Raw genomic sequence first — 24,866 nt, 5'->3', positions numbered from 1 at the left:
ACCTACGAGGCCCCTCCGCTCCGATCTGCCCCCATGGCCATCTCGTCCACCCGTCCCCACACCCTGCCCGAGCTGCGGCGGGTGCTCGTTGTCGGCGCTGGCGGGCGCGAACATGCCCTGAGCTGGGCCCTGCAGCGCCATGACGCCATCGAAAGGGTCTGGATCACCCCGGGCAATGCCGGCAGCGACCAGCAGGCCCTGACCATTGCGGAGACCGACAGCGCCGCTCTCATCGCCCACTGCCAGACCCAATCTGTCGACCTGGTGGTGGTGGGTCCGGAAGCCCCTCTGGCCGTCGGGGTGGCCGATGACCTGCGGCAGGCCGGGATCGCCGTATTCGGCCCGGGGGCACAGGGGGCGCAACTGGAAGCCAGCAAAGCCTGGGCCAAGCAATTGATGCAGGAGGCTGGTGTGCCCACCGCCGGCCACTGGTCCGTGACCAGCGAATCAGCCGCCCTGGATGTGCTGGCGGAGGTGGGCCGGCCGCTGGTGGTGAAGGCCGATGGTCTGGCAGCGGGCAAGGGGGTCACCGTTGCCGACTCAATGGAGCAGGCGGAAGCGGCGATCCGGGAGGCCTTCGCCGGACGCTTCGGCAGCGCCGGCTCCCATCTGCTGCTGGAGGAGCGGCTGCAGGGCCCCGAGGTGTCGGTGTTCGCCCTCTGCGACGGCGAACGGATGGTGCTGCTGCCACCGGCCCAAGACCACAAGCGATTGCTGGAGGGAGACCAAGGTCCCAACACCGGCGGCATGGGGGCCTATGCCCCGGCCCCCCTGCTGGATGCCGAGGGTCTCGATCAGGTTCGCCGTCGGGTGCTGGAGCCAACGCTGCAGGCGCTGAAGGCCCGTGGCATCGACTACCGCGGCGTCATCTACGCCGGCCTGATGCTCACCGACGCGGGACCCCAGGTGATCGAATTCAACTGCCGTTTCGGCGATCCGGAATGTCAGACCCTGATGCCGCTCCTGGGGCCAGAGCTGGCGCGGGTGCTGCAGGCCTGTGCCCTGGGACAGCTCGACCTGGCCCCGACTCTTTCGATCGATCCACGCTGCAGCGCCTGTGTGGTGGCGGCAGCCTCCGGCTACCCCGACGCTCCGCGCAAGGGCGATGCCATCCAGCTGGGCTTCAGCAACACAGCGAACCGCCAGCTGTTCCACGCCGGCACCAAACGTCGGGACGACGGTGCGCTGATCACCGCCGGGGGGCGCGTGCTGGCAGTCGTCGCCCAGGGGGACAGCTTTGATCAGGCCTTCGCCGTTGCCTACAGCGGCCTTGAGGAGGTGCAATTCGACGGGATCACTTACCGTCGCGACATTGGCCATCAGGTTCGCTCCAGCGGATGACCACCCCCGCGACCGCCGACTGGGCCCTGCCGCAACCCGGTGGGCCAGATCCCGGATCCGATGGGTTCTGGCGTCGCGTCGTCGCCTGGTGGGCTGAATTCAGCCTGCAGACCAAACTTCTGGCCATCGCCACCCTCGTGGTGAGCCTGGTGATGACCGGCATCACCTTCCTGGCCTTGAACGGCATCCAGCGCGATGCCGTGATGAATGACACCCGCTATGCCCGTGATCTGGGGCTGCTGCTGGCCGGAAACGTCACCGAACTGGTGGCCCAGGAACAGGACCGCGAGCTGGCCAATGTGGCCGAGAAGTTCTGGCGGTCCAGCCGCAGTGTTCGCTACATCTTCTTCGCCGATCCAGACGGTGTCGTCTACCTCGGCATTCCGATCAGTGGCGCCACCGAGGGTGGCGAGGGTGACTTGCGCCTCAATCGACGCCTGGAGCTCCCCGACGAGCTGCGCCGTCGCCCGCAGAATCCGCTGGTGCGGCAGCACCTCACCCCCCAGGGTCGGGTCACCGATGTGTTCGTGCCCCTGATCCGCAACGGCCGTTACTACGGCGTGCTCGGTTTGGGGGTGAACCCCAATGAAACCGCCCTGGCCAGTGCCGCCCTCACCCGGGAGGTGACGGTGGCGGTGTTCATCTCGATCTGGGTGCTGGTGATCCTGGGCGCTGTGTTCAACGCCCTCACCATCACCCGCCCGGTGAAGGAACTGCTGCGTGGGGTGCGATCGATCTCCCTCGGCAACTTCCAGGCCCGCATCGATCTGCCGGTGGGCGGTGAACTGGGGGAACTGCTCACCGGCTTCAATGCGATGGCCTCCCAGCTCGAGGCCTACGACGAGGCCAACATCGAGGAGCTCACCGCAGCTCAGGTGAAGCAGCAGTCGTTGATTGCGACGATGGCCGACGGCGCCATTCTTCTGGATGAACAGGGGCGGATCGTGCTGGCCAACCCCACCGCCCGGCGTCTGTTCCGCTGGGAAGGCCGCAAGCTGGAGGGCAGGGAGCTGGTGGCGGAGCTGCCGGACCTGCTGGCGATCGAACTGCAGGCCCCCCTCGATCTGCTGCTGATCAGTGGCGCTGACAGCGAGGACCTGCGCTGCAGCGTCGGAGAACCGAGCCGAACCCTGCGCATCGTGATGCAGGCCGTACGGGATGCCAGCGGCGAATCGCTCAAGGGCATCGCCGTCACCGTGCAGGACCTCACCAGGGAGGTGGAACTGAATGCCGCCCAGAGTCGTTTCATCAGCAACGTCTCCCACGAACTGCGCACGCCGCTGTTCAACATCAAGAGCTACGTCGAAACCCTGCACGACCTCGGTGATCAGCTCAGCCCTGATGAACACAAGGAGTTCCTCGGCATCGCCAATGACGAAACCGATCGCCTCACCCGGCTCGTCAATGACGTGCTCGACCTCTCACGTCTGGAGTCCGGTCGTGCCGTTCAGTTCGAAGCGATGAATCTGCTCCCCGCCATGGAGCAGACCCTGCGCACATACCGACTCAATGCTGATGACAAGCAGGTGGAGCTGCTGCTGGATGCGGCGGAGGATCTGCCAGAGGTGCTGGGCAACTGGGATCTGTTGCTGCAGGTGCTCGACAACCTGGTGGGCAATGCCCTGAAATTCAGCCGATCCGGTGGCACCCTGGCCCTGCGGGCCTACCCCTGGCCCGACACCTGTCCGGTGGGATCCCCCAGCAGCGAAAACGATGGCCCCAGCTGCGCCCTCAGCTCACCGCTGCCGCGGCTGCGGGTGGAGGTGGCCGACACCGGTTGCGGCATTAGCGCCGCCGACCAAGAGCGGATCTTCGATCGCTTCTTCCGTGTTGAAAACGCCGTTCACACCGAAGTGGGAACCGGACTCGGCCTGTCGATTGTGCGTGGAATCCTCGAGAAGCACGGCAGCAAGGTCTCCATGGCCAGTGAGCCGGAGGTGGGCACAACCTTCTGGTTTGACCTGCCCCTCGGAGAGGCCGATATGGATGAGCTGAAGCTTCAGGCCGAACGCCGCTCCACCGCTGGTCAGACGGCTTAGTCGTCGCTGGAGACGCCGCGGGCGATACGGGACAGTTCGCTGCGCTCGTCGGTGGTCACCCGATGGGGCACGCCGGAAATGATCCGCTCGAAGTTGGAGAAGGAATCCTTGATCTGCGGACCATTGCCGGTGATCACAAACTCGCGGATGCCCTTGTCGTGCCAGGAGCCGCGCATCTTGAACACGTTGAGGGCCCGGGCCATCTCCCCACGGATCTCCACGTACTGCAGCAGCAGGATCGTGTCGGTGATCGTGGAGATGTGGGAATCGGTGATCGAGTGGCTGCCCATGAACTCCTCGGAGGTGTTCGTAAAGAAGCCGGCGATCTCCTCCTGCTTGGCGTAACCGGTCACGCCGATCACGAACTGCCGGAAGGCGTTATGGCTCACACCCCGGGCCAGAGCTGAGAGGGAGTCGATGGCCATCCGGGATGGCTTGAACTGGCTGATCTCCGTCTTGATGATCTGGAGGTGATCCTCCAGCCCGGTGGATTCGGGGTAGGCGCAGATGATCTTCAGCCACCCGTCCTGCTCCATCTGCTCAAAGTCGATGCCCCAGCTCGTGCCGTTGCGCAGCAACTGGGCCCGGGACTCCTCGTAGGCGAAGAGGATCGCCCGCTCCTTGTTCCGACAGGCGTCTTCAATGAATTTGGACACCAGCAGGGTCTTGCCGGTACCGGTGGCGCCGGTGGCCAGGATGATCGAATCCTTGAAGAAACCACCGCCGCACATGTCGTCCAGCCGCGGCACACCGGAGCTCACCCGAACATTGGAGGAGCGCTGGGTGAGACGCATGGCCCCCAGCGGGAAGATGCTGATGCCGTGGGTGCCCATGGTGAAGGGGAATTCCCCCTTCATATGAGTGGTGCCCCGCAGCTTGAGGATCTCCACCGTGCGGCGACGGCGCTCACCCTCCAACACGTTGCGCAGGATCACCACGTTGTCGGAGACGAACTCCTCGACCCCGTAGCGCGCAATCGGTCCGTACTCATCGATGCGTTCGGTTGTCATCACCGTGGTGACGCCGATCTCCTTCAGCCGAGCGATCAGCCGGAAGATCTCCCGTCGGACAACGAACACCGCGTCGTACTGCTGAAACACCGCCGTGATCGAGTCGATCGCCACCCGCTTGGCCTTGTACTTGCGGATGGCGTAATTGATCCGCTCGATCAGGCCGGAGAGATCGAAACTGCCGGCCACATCCTGGCCATCGGGATCCGGTGATGCGTCAAGGATGAACAGCTTGTCCTGTTCCACCATCTCCAGCAGGTTCCAGCCGAAGCTGGCGGCATTGCGCAGGATGTCGAGCGGCGACTCCTCGAAGGTGACGAAGATGCCCGGCTCATCGAAGTGCTTGATGCCGTTATGGAGGAAGTGCAGCGAGAACACCGTCTTGCCGGTGCCGGAGGTTCCGCTGATCAGGGTGCTGCGCCCGATCGGCAGGCCGCCCTGGCAGACATCATCAAAGCCCTCGATGCCGGTGGGGAGCTTCTGCACCTGCATCTGAGTCGAGCCGCTGGTTGGGGGAAACTGCATGGCGCAACACCTATAAAAGGACCGTAGGGAGGTCTGTCTGGGGGGGGAGATCGATCACCATCTGGCTTAAGAATCCGATGTCGATTCCGTCGTCGACGTGTCGTTCTCCTCATCCACCGCATCCAGATAGCCGGAACCGAAGGCGTTGTCGGCCAGCTCGTCGTACAGAAGATCGAGACCGATCAGCACCCGCTCACGATCGGACAGATCGCCAATGATGCGTCGCACCGGTGGAGGCAGGATCTTCGCAAGCGTGGGGGTCGCCAGGATCTTGTCCTCTTCCGCGAGCTGAGGGTTTTTGAGCACGTCAATCACCTTCAGGGCATAGACGCCTCGGAACTCGGTTTCGAGGATGTTGCGCAGCGTTTTGAGGGCCCGCATCGAATTCGGCGTGTTGCCGGCGACGTACAGCTTGAGGATGTAGGTCTTGCGTGGGCTCATGACGACACCTCAGGGGCATCCGGCAAATCAGCCTCCCTTCGGTGTCGGCCGGAAGCCAAACCGGTGAGAGGGATGTCCGGCGGGATGGAGCGCCGATACATCTCACACAGATGGGCCATCACATCGAGAAGCGCAAGGCGGTAATCCTGAAGAAAATCGCTTTTATGCCCTTCCAGCCGCAGCTGCTTCCAGAACTCATCGATCTGATCCACGTGGATTTCAACGGTTCTGGTGATCGGCAGATCACTGAAAAAGGCGGTGTTGACGAAACTCTCCAAGGCCTGGTTTGACGCTGCTGGGTCGCTGAAATAACTGATCAGCAGATCGCGATACGTGCGCTGCAACGACTCCAGCAGTTCCTGACGTTCCTCGGCGGGAAGGCTGCCGAGGAACCGGGAAGGATCGCGCTTGTAGAAGACCCCGAGGTAGCCGAGCCGTTCCTGCAGGCGGCGGGACAACTTGTCCACGGATGCCAGCCCAGCGTCATCCGAGCGCCCGTCGGCACGTCCCTGGCGCAGGAAGCGTGAGATGGCGGCATCAACGGTGTATCCCAGCTGGGCCAGCTGATCGTCAGCGAGGTGCAGCTCCTCGGAGTGGTAGTCCACATGGCCCTTCACCTCACCCACCACTACGGCGGGGAACAACAGCCCCCGGCCGAGCAACTGCTCGCGGCTGGTGGCATCCAGCAGCTGCTGCTCCACCACCACCGCGTCGATCTCCTCCTGCTGAGCCGCCAGGGTGCCGACAAGATCAATCGGCTCCTCCCCCTGGTCAAGGCGACTCAAATCAAGGGAGTGGTAACGCGTCTCCGGCAACCACTGTCTGCAGGCATCCACCAGAGCTGGTGTCGTGAGCAATAAGGCGATCGTGAGGCCCGGCCTGGCCATCCGGCGGTCAGGAAGTCAATGTTCCTGAATGTTGACGACGGGGACCTCGATGATCGAAGATCTTTGTTTGTCTTTCGATTGCGGATCAGGCTGAATCGGTTTCGGCCGAGCCTGACCGTGTCTCTACTCCATGGCAGACACCAAAACCGCCAAAGCCAGCACCGACGCTGAGGAAGCGACGGCAAAAGCACCAGCAGCCGCTGCCTCGTCATCCGAGGGCTACGCCATCGTCGAAGCCTCCGGCACCCAGATGTGGGTTCAGGCCAACCGCTATTACGACGTGGATCGCCTACACGCTGAGGTTGATGACACCATCAAGCTCGAAAACGTTCTGCTGGTGAAGGATTCCAAGGGCACCACCCTCGGACAGCCCTTCGTCAAAGACGCCACCGTGACCCTGAAGGTGATGGCTCACCGCCGTGGCCCCAAGGTGATCGTGTACAAAATGCGCCCGAAAAAGAAGACGCGGCGCAAGAATGGTCACCGTCAGGAACTCACCCGGGTGATGGTTGAATCCATCGCCGTGGGCGGCAAAGCCATCAGCTGACCCTCCCGGTTCTCCCCGCACCGCCCTCCATCCATTTCCACCCATGGCTCATAAGAAAGGCACAGGCTCCACACGCAACGGTCGCGATTCCAACGCCAAGCGCCTTGGCGTGAAGGCCTACGGCGGCGAAACCGTCACCGCTGGTTCCATCCTCATCCGTCAGCGCGGCACCTCGGTGCTGCCCGGCGTCAACGTGGGCATCGGCAAGGACGACACCCTGTTCGCCCTCACCGCTGGTGTGGTGAAGTTCGAGACCATCCGCCGCGGCCTGCGCAACCGCAAGCGGATCAACATCACCGCCTGATCGCACGGCGCAGCACGAACTCCAATCCGATCAACGCGAGCCCCAGCACCGCCAGGTCGCTGGGGCTGTTCAATGGCGACTGTCAGATCGGCCGATAGAGGCGAGCGGTGATCAGCAATGGGTGAAACACCTCAAGGAAACGTCCCTGCAGGGTTGTGAAGAACTGATCCACCAGCGTCGGATCATCGAAATGGAAGGGATATTCGCCGTCGTGACCCTTGAAGAAGTACCAGTTCAGCAAGGCGGTGGCATCGGATGCCATGCGCTGATGAAACGCCATCAGTTGCGTAGACGGATCAGGCAGATGTTCCAGCACATCAAGGCAGACCACCGTGTCGAAGCGCACCGCGCCGGTGGACTCCAGATCCCGATGCAACGAGAGCTTCTCGGAGAGCCCAAGAGCGGCCGCCCGTTGCTCGACAAAGGCCTGGTTGTGGGGGTTGAGGTCCACGAACCAGACGTGATCCACCTGGGGTAAGGCCGCTGCCGAGAGGGCATGGGTGCCGATGCCGCCACCGAAGTCCAGCACCTGCCCCCGGGCGGTCATCCCCTGCAGCCGCAGGGTGTCGGCGATGTAATCCGCACTGCTGAGGTGCCAGGCCGCCAGCTCCAGCAGATGGCCCGTCCCCACCGTGTCCTCATAGAAGGTCGTGGCGTCCTCCGGCCGGAAGGCTCCCGGATGCAGATCCGCCAGGTCGTCCGTGCTGCTGGGCAATCGCCGCTCCAGCTCCTCGGACGAGAGATCCAGGTAGCGCTGCAGGTGCTGCTTCACGGCCAGGCCGTCCTCCAGGAACGAGGACACATCCACCTCACGGCTGCTGCGGAGCTGGGGCATGGCGTCGATGGACCGTTGGGATGCAACAGTCTGGGGTCACGACGACCACCCCCCTTGGACGGCCCCTTCGGCTTCGTGGTGATCGACAAACCCGCCGGGCTCACCTCCCACAGCTGCGTCAGCCGTCTACGGCGCTGCTATGGCCTCAAACGGGTGGGCCACGGCGGCACCCTGGACCCTGCGGTGACGGGGGTTCTGCCGATCGCCCTGGGCCCCGCCACACGCCTGCTGCCCTACCTCCCCGGTGAGAAGACCTACCGGGGGGTGATCCAGCTGGGGCGCGTCACCAGCAGCGACGACCTGGAGGGGGAGCTGCTGCGCCAGGCCCCCTGGCCTGACCTTCAGCTCGAGGAGCTGGAGAGCGCCTTGAACCGGTTCCGTGGCCCGATCCAGCAACGCCCGCCCCAGGTGTCCGCCGTGCATGTGGACGGCGAACGGGCCCACGCCCGCGCCCGAAGAGGAGAGCAGATGGACCTGCCTCCACGGCCGGTGACCATCCACCGCCTGGAGCTGCTGCACTGGGACACCCGCCAGGGACAGCTGACCCTGGAGGTGCACTGCTCCACTGGCACCTACATCCGTGCCCTCGCTCGCGATCTTGGCGAGCAGCTGGGCTGCGGCGGCTGCCTGGCCCAGCTGCGCCGCACCCAGGCCCTCGGCTTCCTCGAGTCCCAGGCCCAAGCGCTGCCGAAGGCGGACACCACACCTCCGCCACCTCTCTCCCCTCTGCTCGCCCTGGAGCATCTGCCCCGCCGCCAGCTCAACGGCAGCGAGGAGGCCGACTGGCGCTGCGGCCGTCGACTGAGCCTGGAGCCGGGTCCAGGCAACGCCGTGGTGGTCTGCAACGCCGACGGCAGCATGGCGGGCATCGGGCTGCGCCAGGAGCACGATCAACTCCAACCGAAGGTGGTGTTTGATGCGAGCGGCTGAGGTCCGTGCGCCAGCATCGGTGCAGGGCGCTCAGGAGCGATGGCCGGCCACAGCAAATGGTCCCAGATCAAACGCACCAAGGCCGTCGTTGACGCGAAGCGCGGGGCTGTGTTCACCCGCCTCGGCCGCGAGATCATGGTGGCGGCAAGGGATGGGGCGGACCCATCCGGCAACTTTCAGCTGCGCACGGCGATCAGCAAGGCCAAGGCTGCCGGGGTTCCAGCCGCCAACATCGAGCGAGCCATCGCCAAGGGCTCCGGCCAGGGGGGTGATGGCACCCAACTGGAGGAGGTGCGTTACGAGGGCTATGGCCCGGCCGGCATGGCCGTGCTGGTGGAGGCCCTCACGGACAACCGCAATCGAACGGCTGCTGATCTGCGACTGGCCTTCAGCAAGAACGGCGGCAACCTCGGGGAAAGCGGCTGCGTCGCTTATCTGTTCACCCACCGCAGCGAAGTGAGCATCCAGGCCACGGCTGCCGATGAGGAACGGCTGCTGGAAAGCCTGCTGGAGCTCGACGCCGATGGCTATGAACTGCTGCAGGACGGCTCGGCGCTGGTGCATGGCCCCTTCACCAGCCTGGAGGCCCTGCAGGACGGCCTGCATCAACAGGGCTGGACCGTGCGGGAGTGGGGCCACAGCTGGTCAGCCCTGAGCAGCGTGGAGATCAGCGACATCGACACCGCACGCCAGTGCCTCAAATTGCTGGATGCCCTCGATGGCCTGGACGACGTCCGCAGCGTCAGCGCCAACCTCGACTTCGACCAGAATCTGGACCTGGAAGCTTCATAGAGCGCAAGCAACTGCAACACGCTGTGTGGAAATCCGGATCAATCCTTTCGTGTTGGGGAGCACACAGACGCAGCAGCTAGGCCGGAGTCATCCCTTCTGGAGACTCGAATCCATGTCGATGAAGCAGCTGGAAACGTTCATGTCCCGCGTCCAGAGCAACGACAACATCCGAGCTGAGGTGCAGCGTTGCGGCAAGGACAACTCCTGTGTGGTGAAAGTGGCCGCCCGCCACGGCCACAAGTTCTCCCCCGCCAGCCTCAGCCGCTGGCAGAAGGACCACGACTGACCGGCTTTCGCTGCGGGATCACATCCCCCGATCAGAGGATGTCTCGCCACTGTCGTCCGTCTGGCGGATCATCTGGGCCAGCATCTGCAACTTGGCGTTCTCCGATTCCGAGGCGCGGCTGGCCATCCAGGCGCTGGCAGCCTTCTGCTGCGCGAGCTGCTGCACCAACGCCAGAGCCGTCTCCCGCAGCTGCTCGATGTCCTGACAGTCCTGGATGAAACGCGTCCAGCGCTCCGCTTCGAAGCTCTGTTCCAGGCGGCGTTCCACGGGGTCGATGCTCATCGAAGCGACGCGTTCACCCGTTCAAGCTAAGGAGAGCGACAGGGCGTCCGCATCGGCCCAGAGACTGACCTGGGGGTGCTCCAGCAACCAGCTGGCCGGCACGGCGGGATCGGGCTGATCCATGGCCAACAGGCGGCCAAGGATGGGGGCTTTGCCGCGACCGGTCACCACCAGGTGGATCTGCTCAGCCGCCAGGATCTCCTTCAGCCCCAGGGTGATGGCCCAGGGCGGCACCGCCGCGGGGTCACCTCCGAACAAGCCGGCGTTCTGGCGTCGCGTCGCCTCTGAGAGCTCCACCACCCGGCAGGCCTGCTCACGACCGCAGGGGGGCTCGTTGAAGCCCAAATGGCCGTTGCTGCCCAGACCCAGCAGCTGCACACCGATTCCTCCCTTGGCCTGCAGGGCAGCGCGGAACGCCACAGCGGCAGCATCCCCATCGGCCGCCTGCCCATCGGGCAGCTGCAAGGCCCCCGCCGGCAACGCCAGGGGCCGCCCCAGCCGATCGTCCATGAAGGTCCGGTAACTGCGCGGATCGCCGGCTGGCAGCCCCAGGTACTCGTCCAGGTTGAAGCTGCACCAGCTGCGCCGAAGCGCCGCGAGATCGGGCGATGGCCAGCGCAGCAGGCGCTCCACCAGGGCGGCGTAAAGCGGCTCCATCGTGCGCCCGGTGGCCAGACCCAGGGGGCGGCTGGCCGCCGGGTTCTGAAGGATCTGACGGAGGGATCGCTCCAGCTGGTCCACCAGCCTGGTGCACAACACCTCAGCCGAACGCGGCGGATCGTCAACGATGGAGAAAGAGGGCAACGGCAGCGCCGGATCAACCCCTCCAAGCTGGCGCCGATGGCCAGGTCTGCGCCACTGAACCGTCGTGATGGGGTTGGTAGGGCATCACCTCAGCCCCCCGGTAGTAATGGCGAAGGATCGTGCGGAAATCAGCGCCCTGCCTGGCCAGGCCATTGGCCCCCCACTGGCTCATGCCCACGCCATGGCCATGGCCTTGCCCCGTCACCAGCAGTTGCCACCCCGGCAGCGCTTGCCGGCGCTCGCGGCCCAGCCCCCCCAGCAGAGCCGGGCTTGGGCGTGACACCGACGCCGTGATCTGGGCAATCCTGGAGGCGCCCTGGACCGGCGTTGCCCTGAGGGCCGGAACCGGTTCCGGCGGTGCCATGGCCGGAACCATCTGAAAGTTCACCAAGGTGCTCTTGAGGCCCAGACGGCGGCGAAGATCGGCGCCGCTCAGCAGCAGCGACCCCCGCGGCCCCCGCAGCCGCGCCTGCCGCACCCGTCCACTGGCACTGCGGCTCAGGACATCAACCGCATTCACACCACCGGTTTCCGGCAGCCGCTGGCGCAGACCCTCCAGGTCGAACCGCTCCTGCCAGCGATGCATCGGACTGTGCTGGTCGTGATCCGGCACGCTCACCAGATAGGGGAGCTGGTTGCGCCAGACCATGCCGCTGGCCTCGGTGACACCACCGGAGCTGCTGTGGAAGACCGCATTGATCAACTTGCCGCCGTGCACCAACACCAGGGAGCGGGTGCTGGCCACGGCCTGACGGGTGCGCGGGGTTTCGGACTCAACACCCAGGTACACCTGGCTGGCGACGGTGGCCTTCAGATCCCAGCCACCGCCTCGACTGCGTTGCTGAAGGGCATAGGTGCGTGCGGCCACGGCCTGCGCCTGCAGAGCAGCCAGTGGCCACTTATGGGGCATCTCACTGCCCACCACGCTCATCAGGTAGGACTCGATGCCGAGGGCGTTCACGGCCCGGAGCTGGCCGCCGCGGCCACTGAGGCGCAGCTCACCTCGGTAACGGCGCTGTGCCAGCCAGATGCCCCGAGGGTCACTGGATCGCACCTGAAGAAGACTGCTGGCCGGGAGTCGTTGCTGCTCGCCATCCAGTTCCGCCAACAGCGCCCCACCGCGCAGGCTCAGCACCAGGCGACGCAACGTGCGGGTGCCCCCCGGCAGACCCCGCACCTGAAACAGCTGGTTGCCATCGGCCCGCAGGGCCAGGCGCGGCCCCTCCTGCACCAGCACGCGCATCTGCGGTTCACGGCCCAGGGGCACAGCAGGTGGCGGAGCGACAGCGCTGACGACAGCACAGCCCATCAGAGCGACGATCGGAGCGAAACGCACGCGACACCAGAACGCGTCCCAGTGTGCCCCGCCTGTCCAGGGCCAACCAGATGGCAGCATGACCACTGAGTACCAGCGGCCGTGCAGGTCACCTTTCTCGGTACCAGTTCCGGTGTGCCCACCCGGGCGCGCAACGTCTCCGCCGTGGCCCTGCGTCTGCCGCAGCGGTCGGAGATGTGGCTGTTCGACTGCGGCGAGGGCACGCAGCATCAGTTTCTGCGCAGCGATCTGCGCCTGTCACAACTGCGGCGGGTGTTTGTCACCCATATGCACGGTGATCATGTCTTCGGGCTGCCAGGGCTGCTGGCCAGCCTGGGGTTGTCCGGCTCCTGCCAGGACGGGGTGGATCTCTACGGCCCCGATCCGCTCGAATCCTTCCTCAAGGGTGCGCTGCACACCAGCTCAACCCGCATCGGCTATCCGCTCCAGGTGCACCGCTCACGGCCGGCGGCTGAACAGGGAACCGTGCTGTTCGAAGACGACGAGCTCACCGTGCGCTGCACCCCCCTGACCCACCGGGTGCCGGCCTACGCCTACCGGGTGGACCAGAAGCCCCTGGCGGGACGGTTCGACATCGATAAGGCCCGGTCCCTCGGCATACCGCCAGGGCCGGTGTACGCCCGGCTGAAGCGCGGTGAGAGCGTGACCCTGGAGGATGGCCGCGTCATCGACGGCACCACGCTCTGCGGCCCGGAGCGACCGGGGGTGAGCGTGATGATCTGCACCGATACCGTCTTCTGCGATGCCGCTGTTGAGCTGGCCCGGGGCGTGGATCTGCTGATCCATGAATCGACCTTCGCCCATGCCGAGGCGGAGATGGCCTTTCAGAAACAGCACTCCACCAGCACCATGGCGGCCCAGACCGCCGCCGAAGCCGGTGTCGGCCAACTGGCGATCACACACCTGAGTCCCCGCTACGTGCCGGGCAACCCGGTGAGCCCCGATGACCTGCTGAAGGAAGCCCAGGCGATCTTCCCCAACACGGTTCTGGCCAAGGACTTCCTCAGCCTGGATGTGACACCCCACTGCAACAGTTCGTGATTCGGCCACAGACGGCCAACTTGCCGTGATACAAGGGCTTGGTGCGGTTTGTCCGTCAATCCCCGGCGTCCTTCATGGCCTCTCTTTTCTCCACATTGCAGCAATCCCTGAAGGGACTTCTCATCCTGGTTCCCGTGCTGATCGGGCTGGTGTTGGCGTCCCCTGCAGAGGCGGTCCGCTGGGATGCCGAGACCCTCACCGTTCCAGGCAACCCTGAGGGCACCCAGGTGACCTTCAGCGAGCAGGAGATCAACACCGGCCGCAAGGTGTTCAACACCAGCTGCGGCACCTGCCACGCCGGTGGCATCACCAAGACCAACCAGAACGTGGGGCTCGATCCCGAGACCCTGGCCCTGGCCACACCAGCACGTGACAACGTCGACGCCCTGGTGGACTACATGAAGGACCCCACCTCCTACGACGGCGAATACAGCATTGCTGACCTGCATCCGAGCATGCGCGATGCCGAGCTCTACCCCGCCATGCGCGATCTCACCGACGAAGAGCTGCGCCTGATGGCCGGTTACATCCTGGTGGCCCCCAAGGTGCAGGGCACGGCCTGGGGCGGCGGAAAGATCTACTTCTGATCGAGCTCCTCAACCCGGTTCACTCACCCCAGTGGCTTCAGGGCTTCTGGGGTTTTTTGGTGCTTCGGCTGGCGGAGGTGCCAGGTTGCCTGGCTCCATCGAGCGGGGATGGCGGCTGTACCACCACTCCTGCAGCCCACGGCTGAACCGCACCGAAAAGAGCGTCAGCACTGTGCCTGTAGGCCTGGAGCCCGGCTGAAGCAGCTCCACGGCGTACGAGGGGCATCGCCGCGCCGCCAGGTCGGGAACGAAGCGACGCCCCACCCGGCGCCAGCTGGGCTCCTTGCTGCGCCAGGCCAGACGGCAGCAGGGCCATGGCAGCTCTTCACGATCGAACAACCGGCAGCAGGGGCCGATGACACGGAAGCTGTACTGCCCGCCGGGGCTGGTGTGAATGCTGCCGGGCGCCAGCAGCTCCTCAACATCGGGACGGCTCACGGCAACAGCGGTGCGTTCAGGGTCATGCAAGGGTGCTGAGCAACAAAAAACCACCCCCGCAGGGGTGGTTGAAGCGACAACCCAAAACTGGGCGAAGGACTCAGTAGAGCTCTTCTTCAGCGTGGGTCTTGATGGTGCAGTCGGAGGTGGGGTATGCGACGCAGGTCAGCACGAAACCGGCTTCGATCTGGTCGTCGTCCAGGAAGCTCTGGTCGGACTGATCGACGGTGCCAGCGGTGATCTTGCCGGCGCAGGTGGAGCAAGCGCCAGCGCGGCAGGAGTAGGGCAGATCGATGCCCTGCTCTTCAGCAGCGTCGAGGATGTACTGGTCGTCGGGCACTTCGATGGTCTTGTTGAGACCTTCGCTCTCGCTGACCAGGGTGACCTTGTAGGAAGCCATGACTTGGTGAATGCGTACAGGGTCCCGGATGGCCGGTCCTGCAGGACCGCACTTATCTACTGCAGACAAGGGGTGATCCCGCGGGTTCTGGGCCTGCAACCGATCAGGTCCAATCGGAGACCACCCACTGATAAGCCTGGCTTATTGCCAATCGGGGCTCAGCGGCGCCGGATCTCGAGCAGGCCCCAGCGGCCCTGGGAGCCCCTCGCCTTCACGCCCCAGCCCAGATCCCCCAGCACCTGTTCCAGCCTGGGGGCCTGATCCACCAGCAGGCCACTGAGGAGGGCACGCCCCTCAGGGGCCACAAGGGAGTCGAACCCCGGAGCCAGGGCCTCGATCACCGGCGCCAGGATGTTGCACAGCAGCAGATCGGCCAGACGGCCCTGCAGCAGCTCTTGCAGAGCGTCCACCGATCCCAGGCTCACCCTCAACTGATCCTCTGAGCGGCCGTTGAGCTCGCGGTTGTCACCGGTGGCCCGCACCGCCAGGGAATCGGTGTCCGCCGCCACCACGGCCGTCGCCCCCAGCCCCAGGGCCGCCAGCCCCAGCACCCCGCTTCCGCAACCCAGGTCCGCCACCAGGGCGTCAACGGGGGGAGCATGCTCCAGTGCCTCCAGGCAAAGCCGCGTCGTGGGGTGGCTGCCGGTGCCGAAGGCACTACCCGGATCCATGCGGATCACCAACCGATCGCCGTGCTCGGGCGGCACCTCCAGCCAGGCAGGAAGGATCAATAACCCAGTCCCCACCGGATCCGGCTGCCAGTGCTGCTTCCAGCTCAGGCTCCAGTCCTCGTCCGCCACATCATCCCAATGCCCCTGGGGCAGCTCCAGGCCGAAGGGCTCCGCCAAAGGCGCCAGGCTGGCCAGGAGCTGCTGGCGTTCCGCCTCGGGCCATTCCGGCTGCGGCAGCCACAGCAGCAGCTGCTTCTGATCCGGCGTCTCCGGAGCATGCTGCACCGCATGGCGGTGCAGACCGAGGTCCGTCAGTTTCCAAACCAGCGATTCCTCCAATTCAGGAGGACACGCCATCGTAAGACGCCACCACATCAGAGGCTCACCGGATGGGCTTCCTGGATGCCCTCAATCGCGGTGACGGTCTGCAGCAACGCTGCGGGGATCGGGTCGTCGATGCTCAGCACCATCACCGCATCACCGCGAACGATCTTCCGTCCCACCTGCATCGCTGCGATGTTCACGTTGTGCTCACCGAGCATGGATCCCAGCTGGCCGATGATGCCGGGCATGTCCCGGTGGCGAGTAAACAGCATGTGGCTGCTGGGGGTCACGTTCACAGGGAACTCATCGATGCTGGTGATCCGCAGATCTCCATCGGCAAACACCGCGCCGGTGACGCTGCGGCTGCCCTGATCACCGCGACTGATCAGCTGAAGTGAACCGCCGGCGTAATCGCGACTGGCTTCATCCTTCACCTCCAGCACGCGGATACCGCGGGCCTTGGCTTCCAAAGAAGCGTTGACGAAGTTGATACTGTCCCCCAGCACCGCCCCCAGCAGACCCTTCAGCGAGGCGATCACCAGCGGCTGGGAGGGATGGTTGGCGAAATCCCCCTGCAAACGCAGTTCCAGTTCCTGAACCTGGCCGCCGGAGAGCTGGCTCACCAGGCGACCGACGGTTTCCGCCAGCTGCAGATGCGGCTTCAGCCGCTCCATGATCTCGGCACTCAGGCCAGGGATATTGACGGCGCTGCGTGCCGGCAGCCCCAGCAGCACGTCGCGGATCTGCTCCGCCACATCAGTGGCCACGTTCTCCTGAGCCTCCTCCGTGGACGCACCGAGGTGGGGGGTCAGCACCAGGCCGCGCTCCACCGCCCGCAGGGGCGAGTCCTCCGCCAGAGGTTCGCTGGCATACACATCCAGGCCGGCACCGGCGATGACGCCGTTGTTGATGGCCTCAGCGATGGCCGCTTCATCCACCACACCACCACGGGCACAGTTCACGATCCGTGCGGTGGGTTTCATTGTGCGCAGCAGCTCCGCATTCACCAGGTTCTCGGTGTCCTTGGTGCGGGGGATGTGCAGCGTCACGTAATCCGCAGTGCGGAACAACTCATCCAGCTCGGTGAGCCGCACCTGCATCTGCTGGGCGCGGTCAGCGGCGATGAAAGGGTCGTAGGCGATCACCTCCATCCCCATGGCCCGGGCGACGCGGGCGACGTGGGAGCCGATCTTGCCCAGCCCGACCACGCCGAGCGTCTTCTTGTAGAGCTCGTTGCCGACGTACTTCTTGCGGTCCCATTTGCCGGCCCGCATGCCTGCATGGGCCTGGGGAACATGCCGCGACAGGGTGAGCATCATCGCCAGGGCATGCTCCGCCGCCGCGATCGTGTTGCCCTCCGGGGAATTCACCACCAGCACCCCCCGCTGGGTGGCGGCCGGCACATCGACGTTGTCCACACCGACGCCGGCGCGGCCGATGATCTTGAGCTTGGATGCAGCCGCGATCACCTCAGCGGTCACCTGCGTGCCGGAACGGATCATCAATCCGTCGTAATCACCGATCACGCTGACCAGTTCCTCGGGGGAGAGACCAGGACGCTGGTCCACCTGAGCCACCTGGCTGAGAATGTCGACCCCGGCCTGATCAATCGGGTCGGAAACCAGAACTTTGGACATCGCTGGGCGCGGTACTGCCGCGCCGAACTGTAGTGATCGGCATTCACTGCCCCTGAACTTCGCAGGACAGGGTTCAGAATTGAGCCCTCAGGATGTGTGCGAATGCCCGTTTGCGTCGTGGTTCTGGCCGATCAGACCGCAGCCGAAGGACTGACCGAGCAGCTGCGGGGCACAGACGTACCCCTGCTGACGTGCCAGGCGATTCCGCCGGAGGGGGACGCCATCGACAGCGTGCCCCTGCTCAGTCCCAATCTCACCCGCCAACGGCGGCAGAAGGCGATGGCCCGCTGGCTGATGCCCTTCGGTTTTCTGGCGGGCGTGACCTTCACCAAGATCACCAACCTCACCACCTTCGCGGCCTTCGGGCCCTGGGGGGAAACGCTGATCGGTGGACTGATGGGGATGGGGTCCGGTCTGATGGGCAGTTATGCCGCGGCGGCCAGCGTGGATTCCGACAACGAAGCCGGCGTGCGCATCCTGCGCAACAGACGGGATGAGGGCTCCTGGTTGGTGCTGGTGGAGACCCCCAACGGCATCGAAGCGCCCTGGCAAGTGGTGCAACGCAACCGACCGCAGCAGGTGGTGCGGCTGAACGACCTGTGAGGCTGCCGCGGGACGAACTGCTGACCAAAGCCCGCCACCCCGTGGGTCTGGCGGCGTTGTTGGATCTGGCCGAGGTGGTGCTGCGCACCTGGCAACCGACCTGGAGTGCCTTTGTCGATGCCCCTCTGCAGGAGGAAGCGCTGGAGCGACTGAGCAGCCTCAGCGAACTGGCCTGGCAGCGCGACGGCGGTCATCCGGGGGCCGAACGCTGCCGAATGCTCTGCCATCGCCGTGATCAGCCGGTGGAGCTGCCCCCGCCGATCCAGGGACTGCTGATCGAAGGCAATTTTCTGTTTGACCCCATCAGTCCTGATGACCTGCGATCGGCCCTGCACAGCATGGGAGCCGAACCCCATGATCTCGGTGATCTCTGGGTGCGCGGCGATCGGGGCGGCCAGGGGTTGATCAGCCCAAGCGCAGCCGAACATCTGCAGGGGCGCCGCGGACAGCTCCGGGATGTGGAGATTCACTGCGACGTTCTCGAGATCACGCAGCTGCAACTGCCGGCCCAACGCAATCCGAAACGGCTCACCACAGTGGAAGCCTCCTGCCGAGTCGATGCCATCGCCTCAGCCGGATTCGGGATGTCTCGATCCAAGGTGGTCAGTCAGATCAAGGCTGGACGCTTGCGGTTGAACTGGGAACCGGTCCGCCAGGGGAGTCGCGAACTGAAGGTGGGTGATCGCCTGCAGCTGCAGGATCGCGGCAGCCTCGAGCTGTTGTCATGCACCCTGACCAAGCGGGAGCGCTGGCGGATTGAACTGATGCGCCGCTGAAGTGCGGGCAGGCCTGCTGCTAATCTCTAATACCGAAATCAACCGACAGTGCACGTTGGTTGCCTTCATTTCGGGCGATTAGCTCAGGGGTAGAGCACTACATTGACATTGTAGGAGTCACTGGTTCAAATCCAGTATCGCCCATTTCATTAAACGAAGCGGAGAGATTGCCGCTCAAGATTTAGTACAAAGCCAAAATTTCACCTCCAAATTACTTTCCAGTATTTCTGCTCATCCCCGTAGGCTGCCAAGCGATTGGCGCAGTTGAACTCGATGGCTCAAACCGTCGTCATCGGACTTGGGCGCTCGGGCCTGGGAGCTGCGCGCCTGCTGCAGGCCTCCGGTCACTCCGTCTCCGTGATCGACTCCGGCCAGGGTGAACTGCTGGAGGCCAAAGCTGAATCACTGCGAGAACAGGGGATTGAGGTGCGACTGCAGTCCCCTTTCGCCATCGACAGCTTTCGCCCCTGGCTGGATGACGTGCAACGGGTGGTGATCAGCCCAGGGATCCCCTGGGACCACCCAACGATCGAGCAATTGCGCCAGCACGGCATCGCCGTGGATGGAGAGATGGCTGTGGCCTGGGACGCGCTGCAGCACATCCCCTGGGTGGGCATCACCGGCACCAACGGAAAGACCACCGTCACCCATCTACTCAGCCATGTGCTGGGCAAAGCCGGCCTGGCCGCTCCCATGGGCGGAAACATGGGCGTGTCCGCCGCCGACATGGCCCTGAGCCTGCAGCAACAGTCAGCCGCACCACCCGACTGGCTGGTGATGGAACTGAGCAGCTACCAGATCGAAGCCGCCGACCGCATCCGCCCCCGAATCGGCATCTGGACCACGCTCACCCCGGATCATCTGGAACGCCACGGCACCGTCGAGGCCTATCGGGCGATCAAGCGCGGCCTGCTCGAACGCTCCGACCAGGCCATCTTCAACGCCGATGATCCCGACCTGCGCCAGCAGCGCCGGAGCTGGAACGGCGGCATCTGGGTCAGTGCGGAGTCGGCCCAACCCGATGGTCTCCCCGCCGACCTCTGGATCGACGACGAAGGCTGGGTCCACGAGCCAACCCAGCGGTTGTTCCCCGCTGAAGCACTGGCCATGCCGGGGTCCCACAACCACCAGAACCTACTGCTGGTAACCGCCGCGGCGCTGCAGATCGGCCTCAGCCCTGCATCAATCGAAGCGGGGCTGCGTTCCTTCCCGGGAGTCCCTCATCGCCTCGAACCGCTCGGGCGCATCAGAAACGCGCAGGTCTTCAACGACAGCAAAGCCACCAATTACGACGCTGCTGCAGTGGGGCTGCGGGCCATGCGGGGTCCGGTGGTGGTCCTGGCGGGGGGAACCACCAAGCAGGGGGATGCCAGCGACTGGCTTGCGGAACTGAACCGCAGGGCCTGTGCCGTGGTGCTTTTCGGGGCTGGCGCCGAGGAACTGCAGGGGCTAATCACCACGTCAGGCTTCCCTGGTCCGCTGAGCCTCTGCAACGACCTGTCCGCTGCTGTGGACCAGGCCGTTCAGCGTGCAGAGGCGCTGGGAGCCTCCAACCTGCTGCTCTCACCGGCCTGCGCCAGCTTTGATCAGTACCGCGATTTCGAAGCGCGGGGCGATCACTTCAAACAGCTGATTCACCAGGTGCAAAGCGGAAGCAACTGAGACAAATCGAATCGATTAATCCACTGCTCCCAGCAGAAGAGCGGATGATGAAAACACTTGCGAGGAAATCTGCACGTGGCCTTCTGGCTGATGAAAAGCGAGCCCGAGGCCTATGGGATCGACGATCTTCGTCGTGAAGGCAGCACGCTCTGGGATGGCATCCGCAATTACCAGGCCCGCAACTTCATGCGTTCCATGGCCATCGGCGACCAGGCCTTTTTCTACCACTCGAATTGCAAGCCTCCCGGAATCATCGGTCTGATGGAGGTGGAGGAGATCGGCCTGGTGGATCCCACCCAATTCGATCCGGACGCCAAGTATTTCGACCCGAAATCCAAGCGCGAACAACCGCGCTGGGACTGCGCCAGGCTGCGCTTTATGGGGGAGTTCCGAGAGTTGTTGAGCCTCAATCAACTGCGGGAGCTTTACAGCGAGAAGCAACTGCCCGTGATCAAACGCGGCAACCGCCTCTCGATCCTGCCGGTACCGGCTGCCACAGCCGCCGACCTGCTGGAACGCCTTGGCCCCCTCCACTGAGCTGCCTCTGGTCACGCTGCTCCCGCGGGCCTGGATCGGCTTCGGGAAGGCACCCTGGCGCTGCGTGGGGCTGGCGAACGTCCTGCTGCTCAGCGCCATCGGTCCGGCCCTCCTTGGCGAGGATCTGCGCCGGCTCGGCTTGACCTGGTTAGGGGATCTTGCGGTGGTTGCCAGCCTGGTGCTCCCCCTGCTGCCACTCCTGGCACTGTTGAAGCTGGCGGACCAGCTGCTGCCACCGGAGTCGAGACCTGAGCCACCGATCCGCTGGAGCTGGCTGCTGCGACAGGCCACAGGACTGGTGCTGTTCGAGCTGCTGCTCGTGCTGGGGGGCCTGGCCCTGATCCAGACCCTGAGCTGGGCCGCTGGCCGGCTGAGCACCACCCTGGCCGGAGTTGTGGTGGTGAGTGGAGGACTGCTGATGCTGTGCTGGATGTTCAGCCAGGTGCTGGCACTGCCGCTGCTGGTGCACCATCGCCTCCGCGCCCTTCAGGCAATGGACCACAGCCGACAGCTGGTGCGCCACAACGGCCTCAAGATGCTGGCGTTGCTGGGATTGCTCAGTGGGATCAATCTGCTCGGACTGATCGGCGCCTCCCTGGGTCTGCTGCTGAGCCTGCCCTTCAGCGCACTGGTCCTGATGGCCTGCTGCCGAACTCAGACGCCGTGCAGCAGCGTTTCCCGGCGAAACATATTGCCCACATAAACCCGGGTGATCTCCCGGGACTCAATCCCGTTCTGCACCAGGAACCCCGCCAGGGCCGCCTGGACAAGGCGGTACTGATCCCAGTTGGGATGCCCCTCGATGAAACGGGTCATGGCCTGCTGCAGCGGCAACGGCATCTCGGTCTGAAAACTGACGACGCTGTCGTCATCGATGGCCATGGACTCCTGCTGCTGAGGCATCTCGTCGCTCCCGATTGCTCACCACTTCTCCACACGGGCATGACCGCGTCAAGGGCGACGCCAATCCCGCCGTTCGCATCGGTCTCCGCCTGAGATCAAAGCCATGACTGCAGTCCTGGCCACGGATCGCCCCAGTCGATCGCCAACCGGGCCGAGGCCACTTCTCGTCAACCAAGCCGACGCCGCCAACCGCCTTTTCCACAGCGGCAAGCGCCCTAGCGCATCAACGGCAAACCCCTGTGGAAAAGCTGTGCACAAGCTAGCGGCGCCCCGTGGAAGAAATCAGTCAGTGCCAAACGATCAGTTGCACTGATCATTGCGGTTGTCCCACAGCGTTCTCATCGCCGCGACCATCGCCGCACTCGCCGTGGAGGGCCAGTGGCCCTCCACCCCTCGGCCCGCCGCCGGAGTGAGCACCACCGACACACTCCAGCTGGCCCGATCCCCCTGCAGACATCCCCACCAGAGCCCGCGATCCAGCTCCAACTCAATCGCTTCCTCAGCCATCAGCTGATCCACCAGCGCTCGATGCTGGCGTTCAAGGGTCAGCACCAGGTCTGCCAGGGCTGCCCACTCGTCCTCGGTGAGTTCAAAAGCCCATCCCTCGCCTCCGATCAGGACGGGGTGTTGGCCACGCATGGGATCCCGGGCCAATCGCCAACCGGGACCCTCCTGCTGAATCACGACCCTGCCGCCATCAGCCGGGCAGCAGATCAGGCTGATCCTGCTCGTCGCTCAGTTCCACGATGGCCCGCTGCACGGGCTTCACGCTGGATTCCTCCAACAGTCCGTCGAAGTCATCAAAGCGGCGTTGCTTGGCCCGGAAGGCAATGCGCACCGTGGTGAGGTAACGGTTGCTGGATTGCCGAATCAGGCTTTCGCCGCGTTTGGCGAGGTCACTGGAATCCACCCCGGCAGAAATCACGTGCAGGTCCCACACAAGACTTCACCTTAATGGGCCACCTCAAGCCAGCTGGTCGCTGTGGAACGGCACATGCATCGGATAGCTGCGCTGCAGGGAGCCGGGCACCCGCAGCACGATCTGACGTCCGAGCCCCAGGGCTGCCAGTGGAAGCCTCAGGTGGACCAGCAACCCACTGATCTGCTCGAGATGGGCGGCATCGAGGCACTCGATCCGGATGCTGCCCCAACTGCGACGCATACGGCAATCCCGCAAGGGTTCCAGCAGCTCTTCCATCAGGGGATCTTCCCGATAGAAGGAAAAAATCAGCTGCTGCAGGCGATCCATCCAGGCGGGTCCCACTAATCTCAATCTTCATTCACCGTGCCCTCATCACGGTCTGGACCGGCGTGGGAGAAGAAAAGCTTCAGAATTCATCTCAACCAGGCACGCTGGCCATCGACCTGGGCAGCACCACATCGGTGGTGGCCTTCGCTGCAACTGACGGAAGCAGCCCACGCCTGCTGGACCTGCCCCCCATCAGCCAACTGAGGGGTGAAGTCCCCAGCCTGCTGTGGCTGGGCGACGAATCCCCTCTGATCGGGCAACAGGTGATTGAGGCGGGACGTGCCGACCTGGACGATCCCCACCTGGCCAGGGATTTCAAGCGCCACATCGGCAGCGCCGAGGCCGGCAGCCGGGACCTGAGCGATCGGGCGGCCAAGGCCGGAGCCCTGCTGCTCGAAGCAATCTGGAGGCACCTACCCCAGACGCTGCGGGTGGAACGCCTGGTGCTGACAGCGCCAGTTGAGACCTATCGCGACTACCGCAGCTGGCTGTTGGAGGCCTGCAGTGCGCTGCCGGTGGAGGAGATCGCCCTGGTGGATGAGCCCACCGCGGCAGCCCTGGGGGCCAGCCTTCCCCCAGGGGCGCGACTGCTCGTGGTCGATCTCGGCGGCAGCACCCTCGACCTGGCGCTGGTGGCCTTGCAGGGGGGAGAAGGCAAGGCGGCGCCGATCGCCCAGTTGCTGCGACTGGGTGGACGTCAGCTGGGGGAGAGCAGCCGCCAGCGGTTGCGCAATGCCGAGGTGCTGGGCAAGGCGGGATTACGGCTGGGGGGACGTGATATCGATCGCTGGATCGCCAATGCCTGCTGCCCGGAGGCGCCACTGCAGCCCGCTTTGCTGAACGCGGCGGAACGACTCAAACGTCGACTCAGCGATCCGGAGCTGGCGGAGCAGACCGTCCTCGAAGAAACCTGGAACGGCGCAGCGGACCAACCCTTGCGGATGTCGCGCCGCCAGCTGGAGGCTCTGCTGGAGGAACGCGGGCTGGCGGAAGCCCTGCGGCAGCTGCTGGAGGCCACCCTCACCGGGGGACGACGGCACGGCTGCGATCTGACCGAACTCGACGCCGTGGTGGCGGTGGGCGGCGGCGCCCAACTGCCCTGGTTGCGACGCTGGCTGGAGAAGAACACGGCACCGGCACCACTGCTGACCCCACCCCCTGTCGAAGCGGTCGCCCTGGGAGCCCTGAGCCTCACCCCTGGGGTGTCGATCCGGGATGTGCTGCAACACGGTGTGTCCCTGCGCATCTGGGACCAACGCAGTCAGCAGCATCGCTGGCATCCCCTGTTCGTGGCTGGACAGCCCTGGCCCAGTCCGCAGCCGTTCGAACTGGTGCTGGCCGCCAGTCGGAATGGACAGACTGAGCTGGAACTGGTGTTCGGGGAACCCTCATCCGAGCGTCGCTTCCGCGTGATTGAGGTGAATGGCCTGCCAATCATTCAACGGGAAGAGGAGGACGACCTCCGCCATCAGCCCTGGCCTGAGGCCAGCGCGCCCTTGCCCCTGGATCCTCCAGGTCGGGCTGGCGAGGACTGCCTGCGACTACGCCTGCAGCTGGACGCGGAGGCCCGGCTGCAGGCCGAGGTCACCGATCTGCGCAGCGGTCGCCGCCTGCCGGATCTGCATCTCGGCCACGTCCGCTGACCAGGCCGTCCACACCAGGCTTCCCCCCGGGGGCGA

30 protein-coding genes and 1 tRNA gene are annotated in these 24,866 nt (G+C 64.9%); 16 read left to right on the top strand and 15 right to left on the bottom strand.

Features of this window, described 5'->3' with window-relative positions; genetic code table 11:
• Positions 1 to 33: 33 nt before the first annotated feature.
• Together purD and SynA1528_RS02595 are read left to right on the top strand one after the other, a co-directional pair.
• Entirely contained in the window at positions 34 to 1,341 is a 1,308-nt protein-coding gene (gene purD / locus SynA1528_RS02600; RefSeq protein WP_186587565.1) for a phosphoribosylamine--glycine ligase, read from the top strand.
• Positions 1,338 to 3,380, top strand: a complete 2,043-nt coding sequence (locus SynA1528_RS02595; RefSeq protein WP_186587564.1) for an ATP-binding protein — start codon at positions 1,338 to 1,340, stop codon at positions 3,378 to 3,380. The genes purD and SynA1528_RS02595 overlap by 4 nt, the downstream gene beginning before the upstream one ends.
• Here the strand turns inward: SynA1528_RS02595 and kaiC are convergent.
• From kaiC to SynA1528_RS02580, 3 genes are all read right to left on the bottom strand, one after another.
• Positions 3,377 to 4,915 carry a circadian clock protein KaiC gene (kaiC, locus tag SynA1528_RS02590; protein WP_186587563.1) on the bottom strand — a complete coding sequence of 513 codons (1,539 nt, stop codon included), beginning with the start codon at positions 4,913 to 4,915 and terminating at the stop codon, positions 3,377 to 3,379. The genes SynA1528_RS02595 and kaiC overlap by 4 nt on opposite strands.
• Before the next feature lie 66 nt (positions 4,916 to 4,981).
• A complete protein-coding gene (kaiB, locus tag SynA1528_RS02585) occupies positions 4,982 to 5,356 on the bottom strand; it encodes a circadian clock protein KaiB (RefSeq protein ID WP_186587562.1) in 375 nt (124 codons plus the stop codon).
• Positions 5,353 to 6,243: a circadian clock protein KaiA gene (locus tag SynA1528_RS02580; RefSeq protein WP_186587561.1), complete on the bottom strand. Its 891-nt coding sequence runs from the start codon at positions 6,241 to 6,243 to the stop codon at positions 5,353 to 5,355. The genes kaiB and SynA1528_RS02580 overlap by 4 nt, the downstream gene beginning before the upstream one ends.
• 130 nt (positions 6,244 to 6,373) lie before the next feature.
• Here SynA1528_RS02580 and rplU point away from each other — a divergent pair, with 130 nt between their 5' ends.
• Positions 6,374 to 6,790, top strand: a complete 417-nt coding sequence (gene rplU, locus SynA1528_RS02575) for a 50S ribosomal protein L21 (RefSeq protein WP_186587560.1) — start codon at positions 6,374 to 6,376, stop codon at positions 6,788 to 6,790.
• 43 nt (positions 6,791 to 6,833) lie between these two features.
• Positions 6,834 to 7,094, top strand: coding sequence for a 50S ribosomal protein L27 (rpmA, locus tag SynA1528_RS02570; RefSeq protein WP_186587559.1), 261 nt, complete (start codon positions 6,834 to 6,836; stop codon positions 7,092 to 7,094).
• An 82-nt stretch (positions 7,095 to 7,176) separates the two neighbouring features.
• Here the strand turns inward: rpmA and SynA1528_RS02565 are convergent, their stop codons facing one another.
• Positions 7,177 to 7,929: a class I SAM-dependent methyltransferase gene (locus SynA1528_RS02565; RefSeq protein WP_186587558.1), complete on the bottom strand. Its 753-nt coding sequence runs from the start codon at positions 7,927 to 7,929 to the stop codon at positions 7,177 to 7,179.
• Positions 7,930 to 7,983: 54 nt separating this feature from the next.
• Here SynA1528_RS02565 and truB point away from each other — a divergent pair, with 54 nt between their 5' ends.
• From truB to SynA1528_RS02550, 3 genes are all read left to right on the top strand, one after another.
• Positions 7,984 to 8,859: a tRNA pseudouridine(55) synthase TruB gene (gene truB / locus SynA1528_RS02560; RefSeq protein ID WP_186587557.1), complete on the top strand. Its 876-nt coding sequence runs from the start codon at positions 7,984 to 7,986 to the stop codon at positions 8,857 to 8,859.
• A gap of 39 nt (positions 8,860 to 8,898) precedes the next feature.
• A complete protein-coding gene (locus SynA1528_RS02555) occupies positions 8,899 to 9,651 on the top strand; it encodes a YebC/PmpR family DNA-binding transcriptional regulator (protein ID WP_186587556.1) in 753 nt (250 codons plus the stop codon).
• 112 nt (positions 9,652 to 9,763) lie between these two features.
• The gene (locus SynA1528_RS02550; protein WP_186587555.1) at positions 9,764 to 9,937 is read left to right on the top strand and encodes a Nif11 family protein; all 174 of its coding nucleotides are present in this window, start codon (positions 9,764 to 9,766) and stop codon (positions 9,935 to 9,937) included.
• Between the two features lie 18 nt (positions 9,938 to 9,955).
• On the opposite strand, the gene SynA1528_RS02545 is transcribed toward SynA1528_RS02550, so the two are convergent.
• The 3 genes from SynA1528_RS02545 to SynA1528_RS02535 are packed head-to-tail and all read right to left on the bottom strand — an operon-like array spanning position 9,956 to position 12,419.
• Positions 9,956 to 10,219, bottom strand: a complete 264-nt coding sequence (locus tag SynA1528_RS02545) for a hypothetical protein (RefSeq protein WP_186587554.1) — start codon at positions 10,217 to 10,219, stop codon at positions 9,956 to 9,958.
• Positions 10,220 to 10,240: 21 nt separating this feature from the next.
• Positions 10,241 to 11,023, bottom strand: coding sequence for a glucosamine-6-phosphate deaminase (locus tag SynA1528_RS02540; protein ID WP_286187865.1), 783 nt, complete (start codon positions 11,021 to 11,023; stop codon positions 10,241 to 10,243).
• Positions 11,024 to 11,036: 13 nt separating this feature from the next.
• Complete coding sequence (locus tag SynA1528_RS02535; RefSeq protein ID WP_502707718.1) at positions 11,037 to 12,419, bottom strand: SpoIID/LytB domain-containing protein; 1,383 nt, start codon at positions 12,417 to 12,419, stop codon at positions 11,037 to 11,039.
• Positions 12,420 to 12,440: 21 nt separating this feature from the next.
• Here SynA1528_RS02535 and rnz point away from each other — a divergent pair, with 21 nt between their 5' ends.
• Both rnz and psbV read left to right on the top strand, forming a co-directional pair.
• Complete coding sequence (gene rnz / locus SynA1528_RS02530) at positions 12,441 to 13,400, top strand: ribonuclease Z (RefSeq protein ID WP_186587553.1); 960 nt, start codon at positions 12,441 to 12,443, stop codon at positions 13,398 to 13,400.
• Positions 13,401 to 13,474: 74 nt separating this feature from the next.
• Entirely contained in the window at positions 13,475 to 13,987 is a 513-nt protein-coding gene (psbV, locus tag SynA1528_RS02525) for a photosystem II cytochrome c-550 (protein WP_222930198.1), read from the top strand.
• Positions 13,988 to 13,996: 9 nt separating this feature from the next.
• Here the strand turns inward: psbV and SynA1528_RS02520 are convergent, their stop codons facing one another.
• The 4 genes from SynA1528_RS02520 to serA all read right to left on the bottom strand — a co-directional run bounded on the left by SynA1528_RS02520 (position 13,997) and on the right by serA (position 17,457).
• Positions 13,997 to 14,425 carry a DUF8632 family protein gene (locus SynA1528_RS02520; RefSeq protein ID WP_186587552.1) on the bottom strand — a complete coding sequence of 143 codons (429 nt, stop codon included), beginning with the start codon at positions 14,423 to 14,425 and terminating at the stop codon, positions 13,997 to 13,999.
• 100 nt (positions 14,426 to 14,525) lie between these two features.
• Positions 14,526 to 14,825: a ferredoxin gene (locus SynA1528_RS02515; protein ID WP_006043345.1), complete on the bottom strand. Its 300-nt coding sequence runs from the start codon at positions 14,823 to 14,825 to the stop codon at positions 14,526 to 14,528.
• 158 nt (positions 14,826 to 14,983) lie between these two features.
• Positions 14,984 to 15,871 (bottom strand): 50S ribosomal protein L11 methyltransferase, encoded by an 888-nt coding sequence (gene prmA, locus SynA1528_RS02510; RefSeq protein WP_186587551.1) that lies wholly within the window; start codon positions 15,869 to 15,871, stop codon positions 14,984 to 14,986.
• Positions 15,871 to 17,457 carry a phosphoglycerate dehydrogenase gene (gene serA, locus SynA1528_RS02505; RefSeq protein ID WP_186587550.1) on the bottom strand — a complete coding sequence of 529 codons (1,587 nt, stop codon included), beginning with the start codon at positions 17,455 to 17,457 and terminating at the stop codon, positions 15,871 to 15,873. Before serA ends, prmA begins: the two co-directional genes overlap by 1 nt.
• 102 nt (positions 17,458 to 17,559) lie before the next feature.
• Between serA and SynA1528_RS02500 the strand changes: the two genes are divergently transcribed.
• The 6 genes from SynA1528_RS02500 to SynA1528_RS02475 all read left to right on the top strand — a co-directional run bounded on the left by SynA1528_RS02500 (position 17,560) and on the right by SynA1528_RS02475 (position 21,738).
• The gene (locus SynA1528_RS02500) at positions 17,560 to 18,060 is read left to right on the top strand and encodes a hypothetical protein (protein ID WP_186587549.1); all 501 of its coding nucleotides are present in this window, start codon (positions 17,560 to 17,562) and stop codon (positions 18,058 to 18,060) included.
• On the top strand, positions 18,057 to 18,836 hold the full coding sequence (locus SynA1528_RS02495; RefSeq protein ID WP_186587548.1) for a photosystem II electron transport protein, Sll1252 family: 780 nt from the start codon (positions 18,057 to 18,059) through the stop codon (positions 18,834 to 18,836). Before SynA1528_RS02500 ends, SynA1528_RS02495 begins: the two co-directional genes overlap by 4 nt.
• A gap of 72 nt (positions 18,837 to 18,908) precedes the next feature.
• Positions 18,909 to 18,980, top strand: a tRNA-Val gene (locus SynA1528_RS02490).
• A 129-nt stretch (positions 18,981 to 19,109) separates the two neighbouring features.
• Entirely contained in the window at positions 19,110 to 20,498 is a 1,389-nt protein-coding gene (gene murD, locus SynA1528_RS02485) for a UDP-N-acetylmuramoyl-L-alanine--D-glutamate ligase (protein ID WP_186587547.1), read from the top strand.
• Between the two features lie 90 nt (positions 20,499 to 20,588).
• Entirely contained in the window at positions 20,589 to 21,035 is a 447-nt protein-coding gene (locus tag SynA1528_RS02480; protein WP_186587546.1) for an EVE domain-containing protein, read from the top strand.
• A complete protein-coding gene (locus SynA1528_RS02475; protein WP_186587545.1) occupies positions 21,019 to 21,738 on the top strand; it encodes a hypothetical protein in 720 nt (239 codons plus the stop codon). Before SynA1528_RS02480 ends, SynA1528_RS02475 begins: the two co-directional genes overlap by 17 nt.
• On the opposite strand, the gene SynA1528_RS02470 is transcribed toward SynA1528_RS02475, so the two are convergent.
• The 4 genes from SynA1528_RS02470 to SynA1528_RS02455 form a co-directional block, all read right to left on the bottom strand.
• The gene (locus SynA1528_RS02470) at positions 21,690 to 21,938 is read right to left on the bottom strand and encodes a DUF2811 domain-containing protein (protein ID WP_186587544.1); all 249 of its coding nucleotides are present in this window, start codon (positions 21,936 to 21,938) and stop codon (positions 21,690 to 21,692) included. The two genes, SynA1528_RS02475 and SynA1528_RS02470, sit on opposite strands and share 49 nt — an antisense overlap.
• A gap of 300 nt (positions 21,939 to 22,238) precedes the next feature.
• Entirely contained in the window at positions 22,239 to 22,622 is a 384-nt protein-coding gene (locus tag SynA1528_RS02465; RefSeq protein WP_186587543.1) for a DUF1818 family protein, read from the bottom strand.
• A gap of 13 nt (positions 22,623 to 22,635) precedes the next feature.
• Positions 22,636 to 22,863, bottom strand: coding sequence for a DNA-directed RNA polymerase subunit omega (locus tag SynA1528_RS02460; RefSeq protein WP_009790464.1), 228 nt, complete (start codon positions 22,861 to 22,863; stop codon positions 22,636 to 22,638).
• A gap of 39 nt (positions 22,864 to 22,902) precedes the next feature.
• A complete protein-coding gene (locus SynA1528_RS02455) occupies positions 22,903 to 23,187 on the bottom strand; it encodes a hypothetical protein (protein ID WP_186587542.1) in 285 nt (94 codons plus the stop codon).
• Between the two features lie 62 nt (positions 23,188 to 23,249).
• Here SynA1528_RS02455 and SynA1528_RS02450 point away from each other — a divergent pair, with 62 nt between their 5' ends.
• On the top strand, positions 23,250 to 24,830 hold the full coding sequence (locus SynA1528_RS02450) for an Hsp70 family protein (protein WP_186587541.1): 1,581 nt from the start codon (positions 23,250 to 23,252) through the stop codon (positions 24,828 to 24,830).
• Positions 24,831 to 24,866 lie beyond the last annotated feature (36 nt).

Source organism: Synechococcus sp. A15-28 (assembly GCF_014280175.1).
Taxonomy (GTDB): domain Bacteria; phylum Cyanobacteriota; class Cyanobacteriia; order PCC-6307; family Cyanobiaceae; genus Parasynechococcus.
The sequence above is the reverse complement of the archived record's forward strand: the minus strand, read 5'-3'. Positions and strand labels throughout refer to the sequence as shown.

Coding starts and splice junctions, on each gene's coding strand:
- purD (WP_186587565.1), top strand. CDS start 34: ATGGCCATCTCGTCCACCCGTCCCCACACCCTGCCCGAGCTGCGGCGG.
- SynA1528_RS02595 (WP_186587564.1), top strand. CDS start 1,338: ATGACCACCCCCGCGACCGCCGACTGGGCCCTGCCGCAACCCGGTGGG.
- kaiC (WP_186587563.1), bottom strand. CDS start 4,915: ATGCAGTTTCCCCCAACCAGCGGCTCGACTCAGATGCAGGTGCAGAAG.
- kaiB (WP_186587562.1), bottom strand. CDS start 5,356: ATGAGCCCACGCAAGACCTACATCCTCAAGCTGTACGTCGCCGGCAAC.
- SynA1528_RS02580 (WP_186587561.1), bottom strand. CDS start 6,243: ATGGCCAGGCCGGGCCTCACGATCGCCTTATTGCTCACGACACCAGCT.
- rplU (WP_186587560.1), top strand. CDS start 6,374: ATGGCAGACACCAAAACCGCCAAAGCCAGCACCGACGCTGAGGAAGCG.
- rpmA (WP_186587559.1), top strand. CDS start 6,834: ATGGCTCATAAGAAAGGCACAGGCTCCACACGCAACGGTCGCGATTCC.
- SynA1528_RS02565 (WP_186587558.1), bottom strand. CDS start 7,929: ATGCCCCAGCTCCGCAGCAGCCGTGAGGTGGATGTGTCCTCGTTCCTG.
- SynA1528_RS02555 (WP_186587556.1), top strand. CDS start 8,899: ATGGCCGGCCACAGCAAATGGTCCCAGATCAAACGCACCAAGGCCGTC.
- SynA1528_RS02550 (WP_186587555.1), top strand. CDS start 9,764: ATGTCGATGAAGCAGCTGGAAACGTTCATGTCCCGCGTCCAGAGCAAC.
- SynA1528_RS02545 (WP_186587554.1), bottom strand. CDS start 10,219: ATGAGCATCGACCCCGTGGAACGCCGCCTGGAACAGAGCTTCGAAGCG.
- SynA1528_RS02535 (WP_502707718.1), bottom strand. CDS start 12,419: ATGCTGCCATCTGGTTGGCCCTGGACAGGCGGGGCACACTGGGACGCG.
- psbV (WP_222930198.1), top strand. CDS start 13,475: ATGGCCTCTCTTTTCTCCACATTGCAGCAATCCCTGAAGGGACTTCTC.
- SynA1528_RS02515 (WP_006043345.1), bottom strand. CDS start 14,825: ATGGCTTCCTACAAGGTCACCCTGGTCAGCGAGAGCGAAGGTCTCAAC.
- prmA (WP_186587551.1), bottom strand. CDS start 15,871: ATGTGGTGGCGTCTTACGATGGCGTGTCCTCCTGAATTGGAGGAATCG.
- serA (WP_186587550.1), bottom strand. CDS start 17,457: ATGTCCAAAGTTCTGGTTTCCGACCCGATTGATCAGGCCGGGGTCGAC.
- SynA1528_RS02500 (WP_186587549.1), top strand. CDS start 17,560: ATGCCCGTTTGCGTCGTGGTTCTGGCCGATCAGACCGCAGCCGAAGGA.
- murD (WP_186587547.1), top strand. CDS start 19,110: ATGGCTCAAACCGTCGTCATCGGACTTGGGCGCTCGGGCCTGGGAGCT.
- SynA1528_RS02480 (WP_186587546.1), top strand. CDS start 20,589: ATGAAAAGCGAGCCCGAGGCCTATGGGATCGACGATCTTCGTCGTGAA.
- SynA1528_RS02470 (WP_186587544.1), bottom strand. CDS start 21,938: ATGCCTCAGCAGCAGGAGTCCATGGCCATCGATGACGACAGCGTCGTC.
- SynA1528_RS02455 (WP_186587542.1), bottom strand. CDS start 23,187: ATGGATCGCCTGCAGCAGCTGATTTTTTCCTTCTATCGGGAAGATCCC.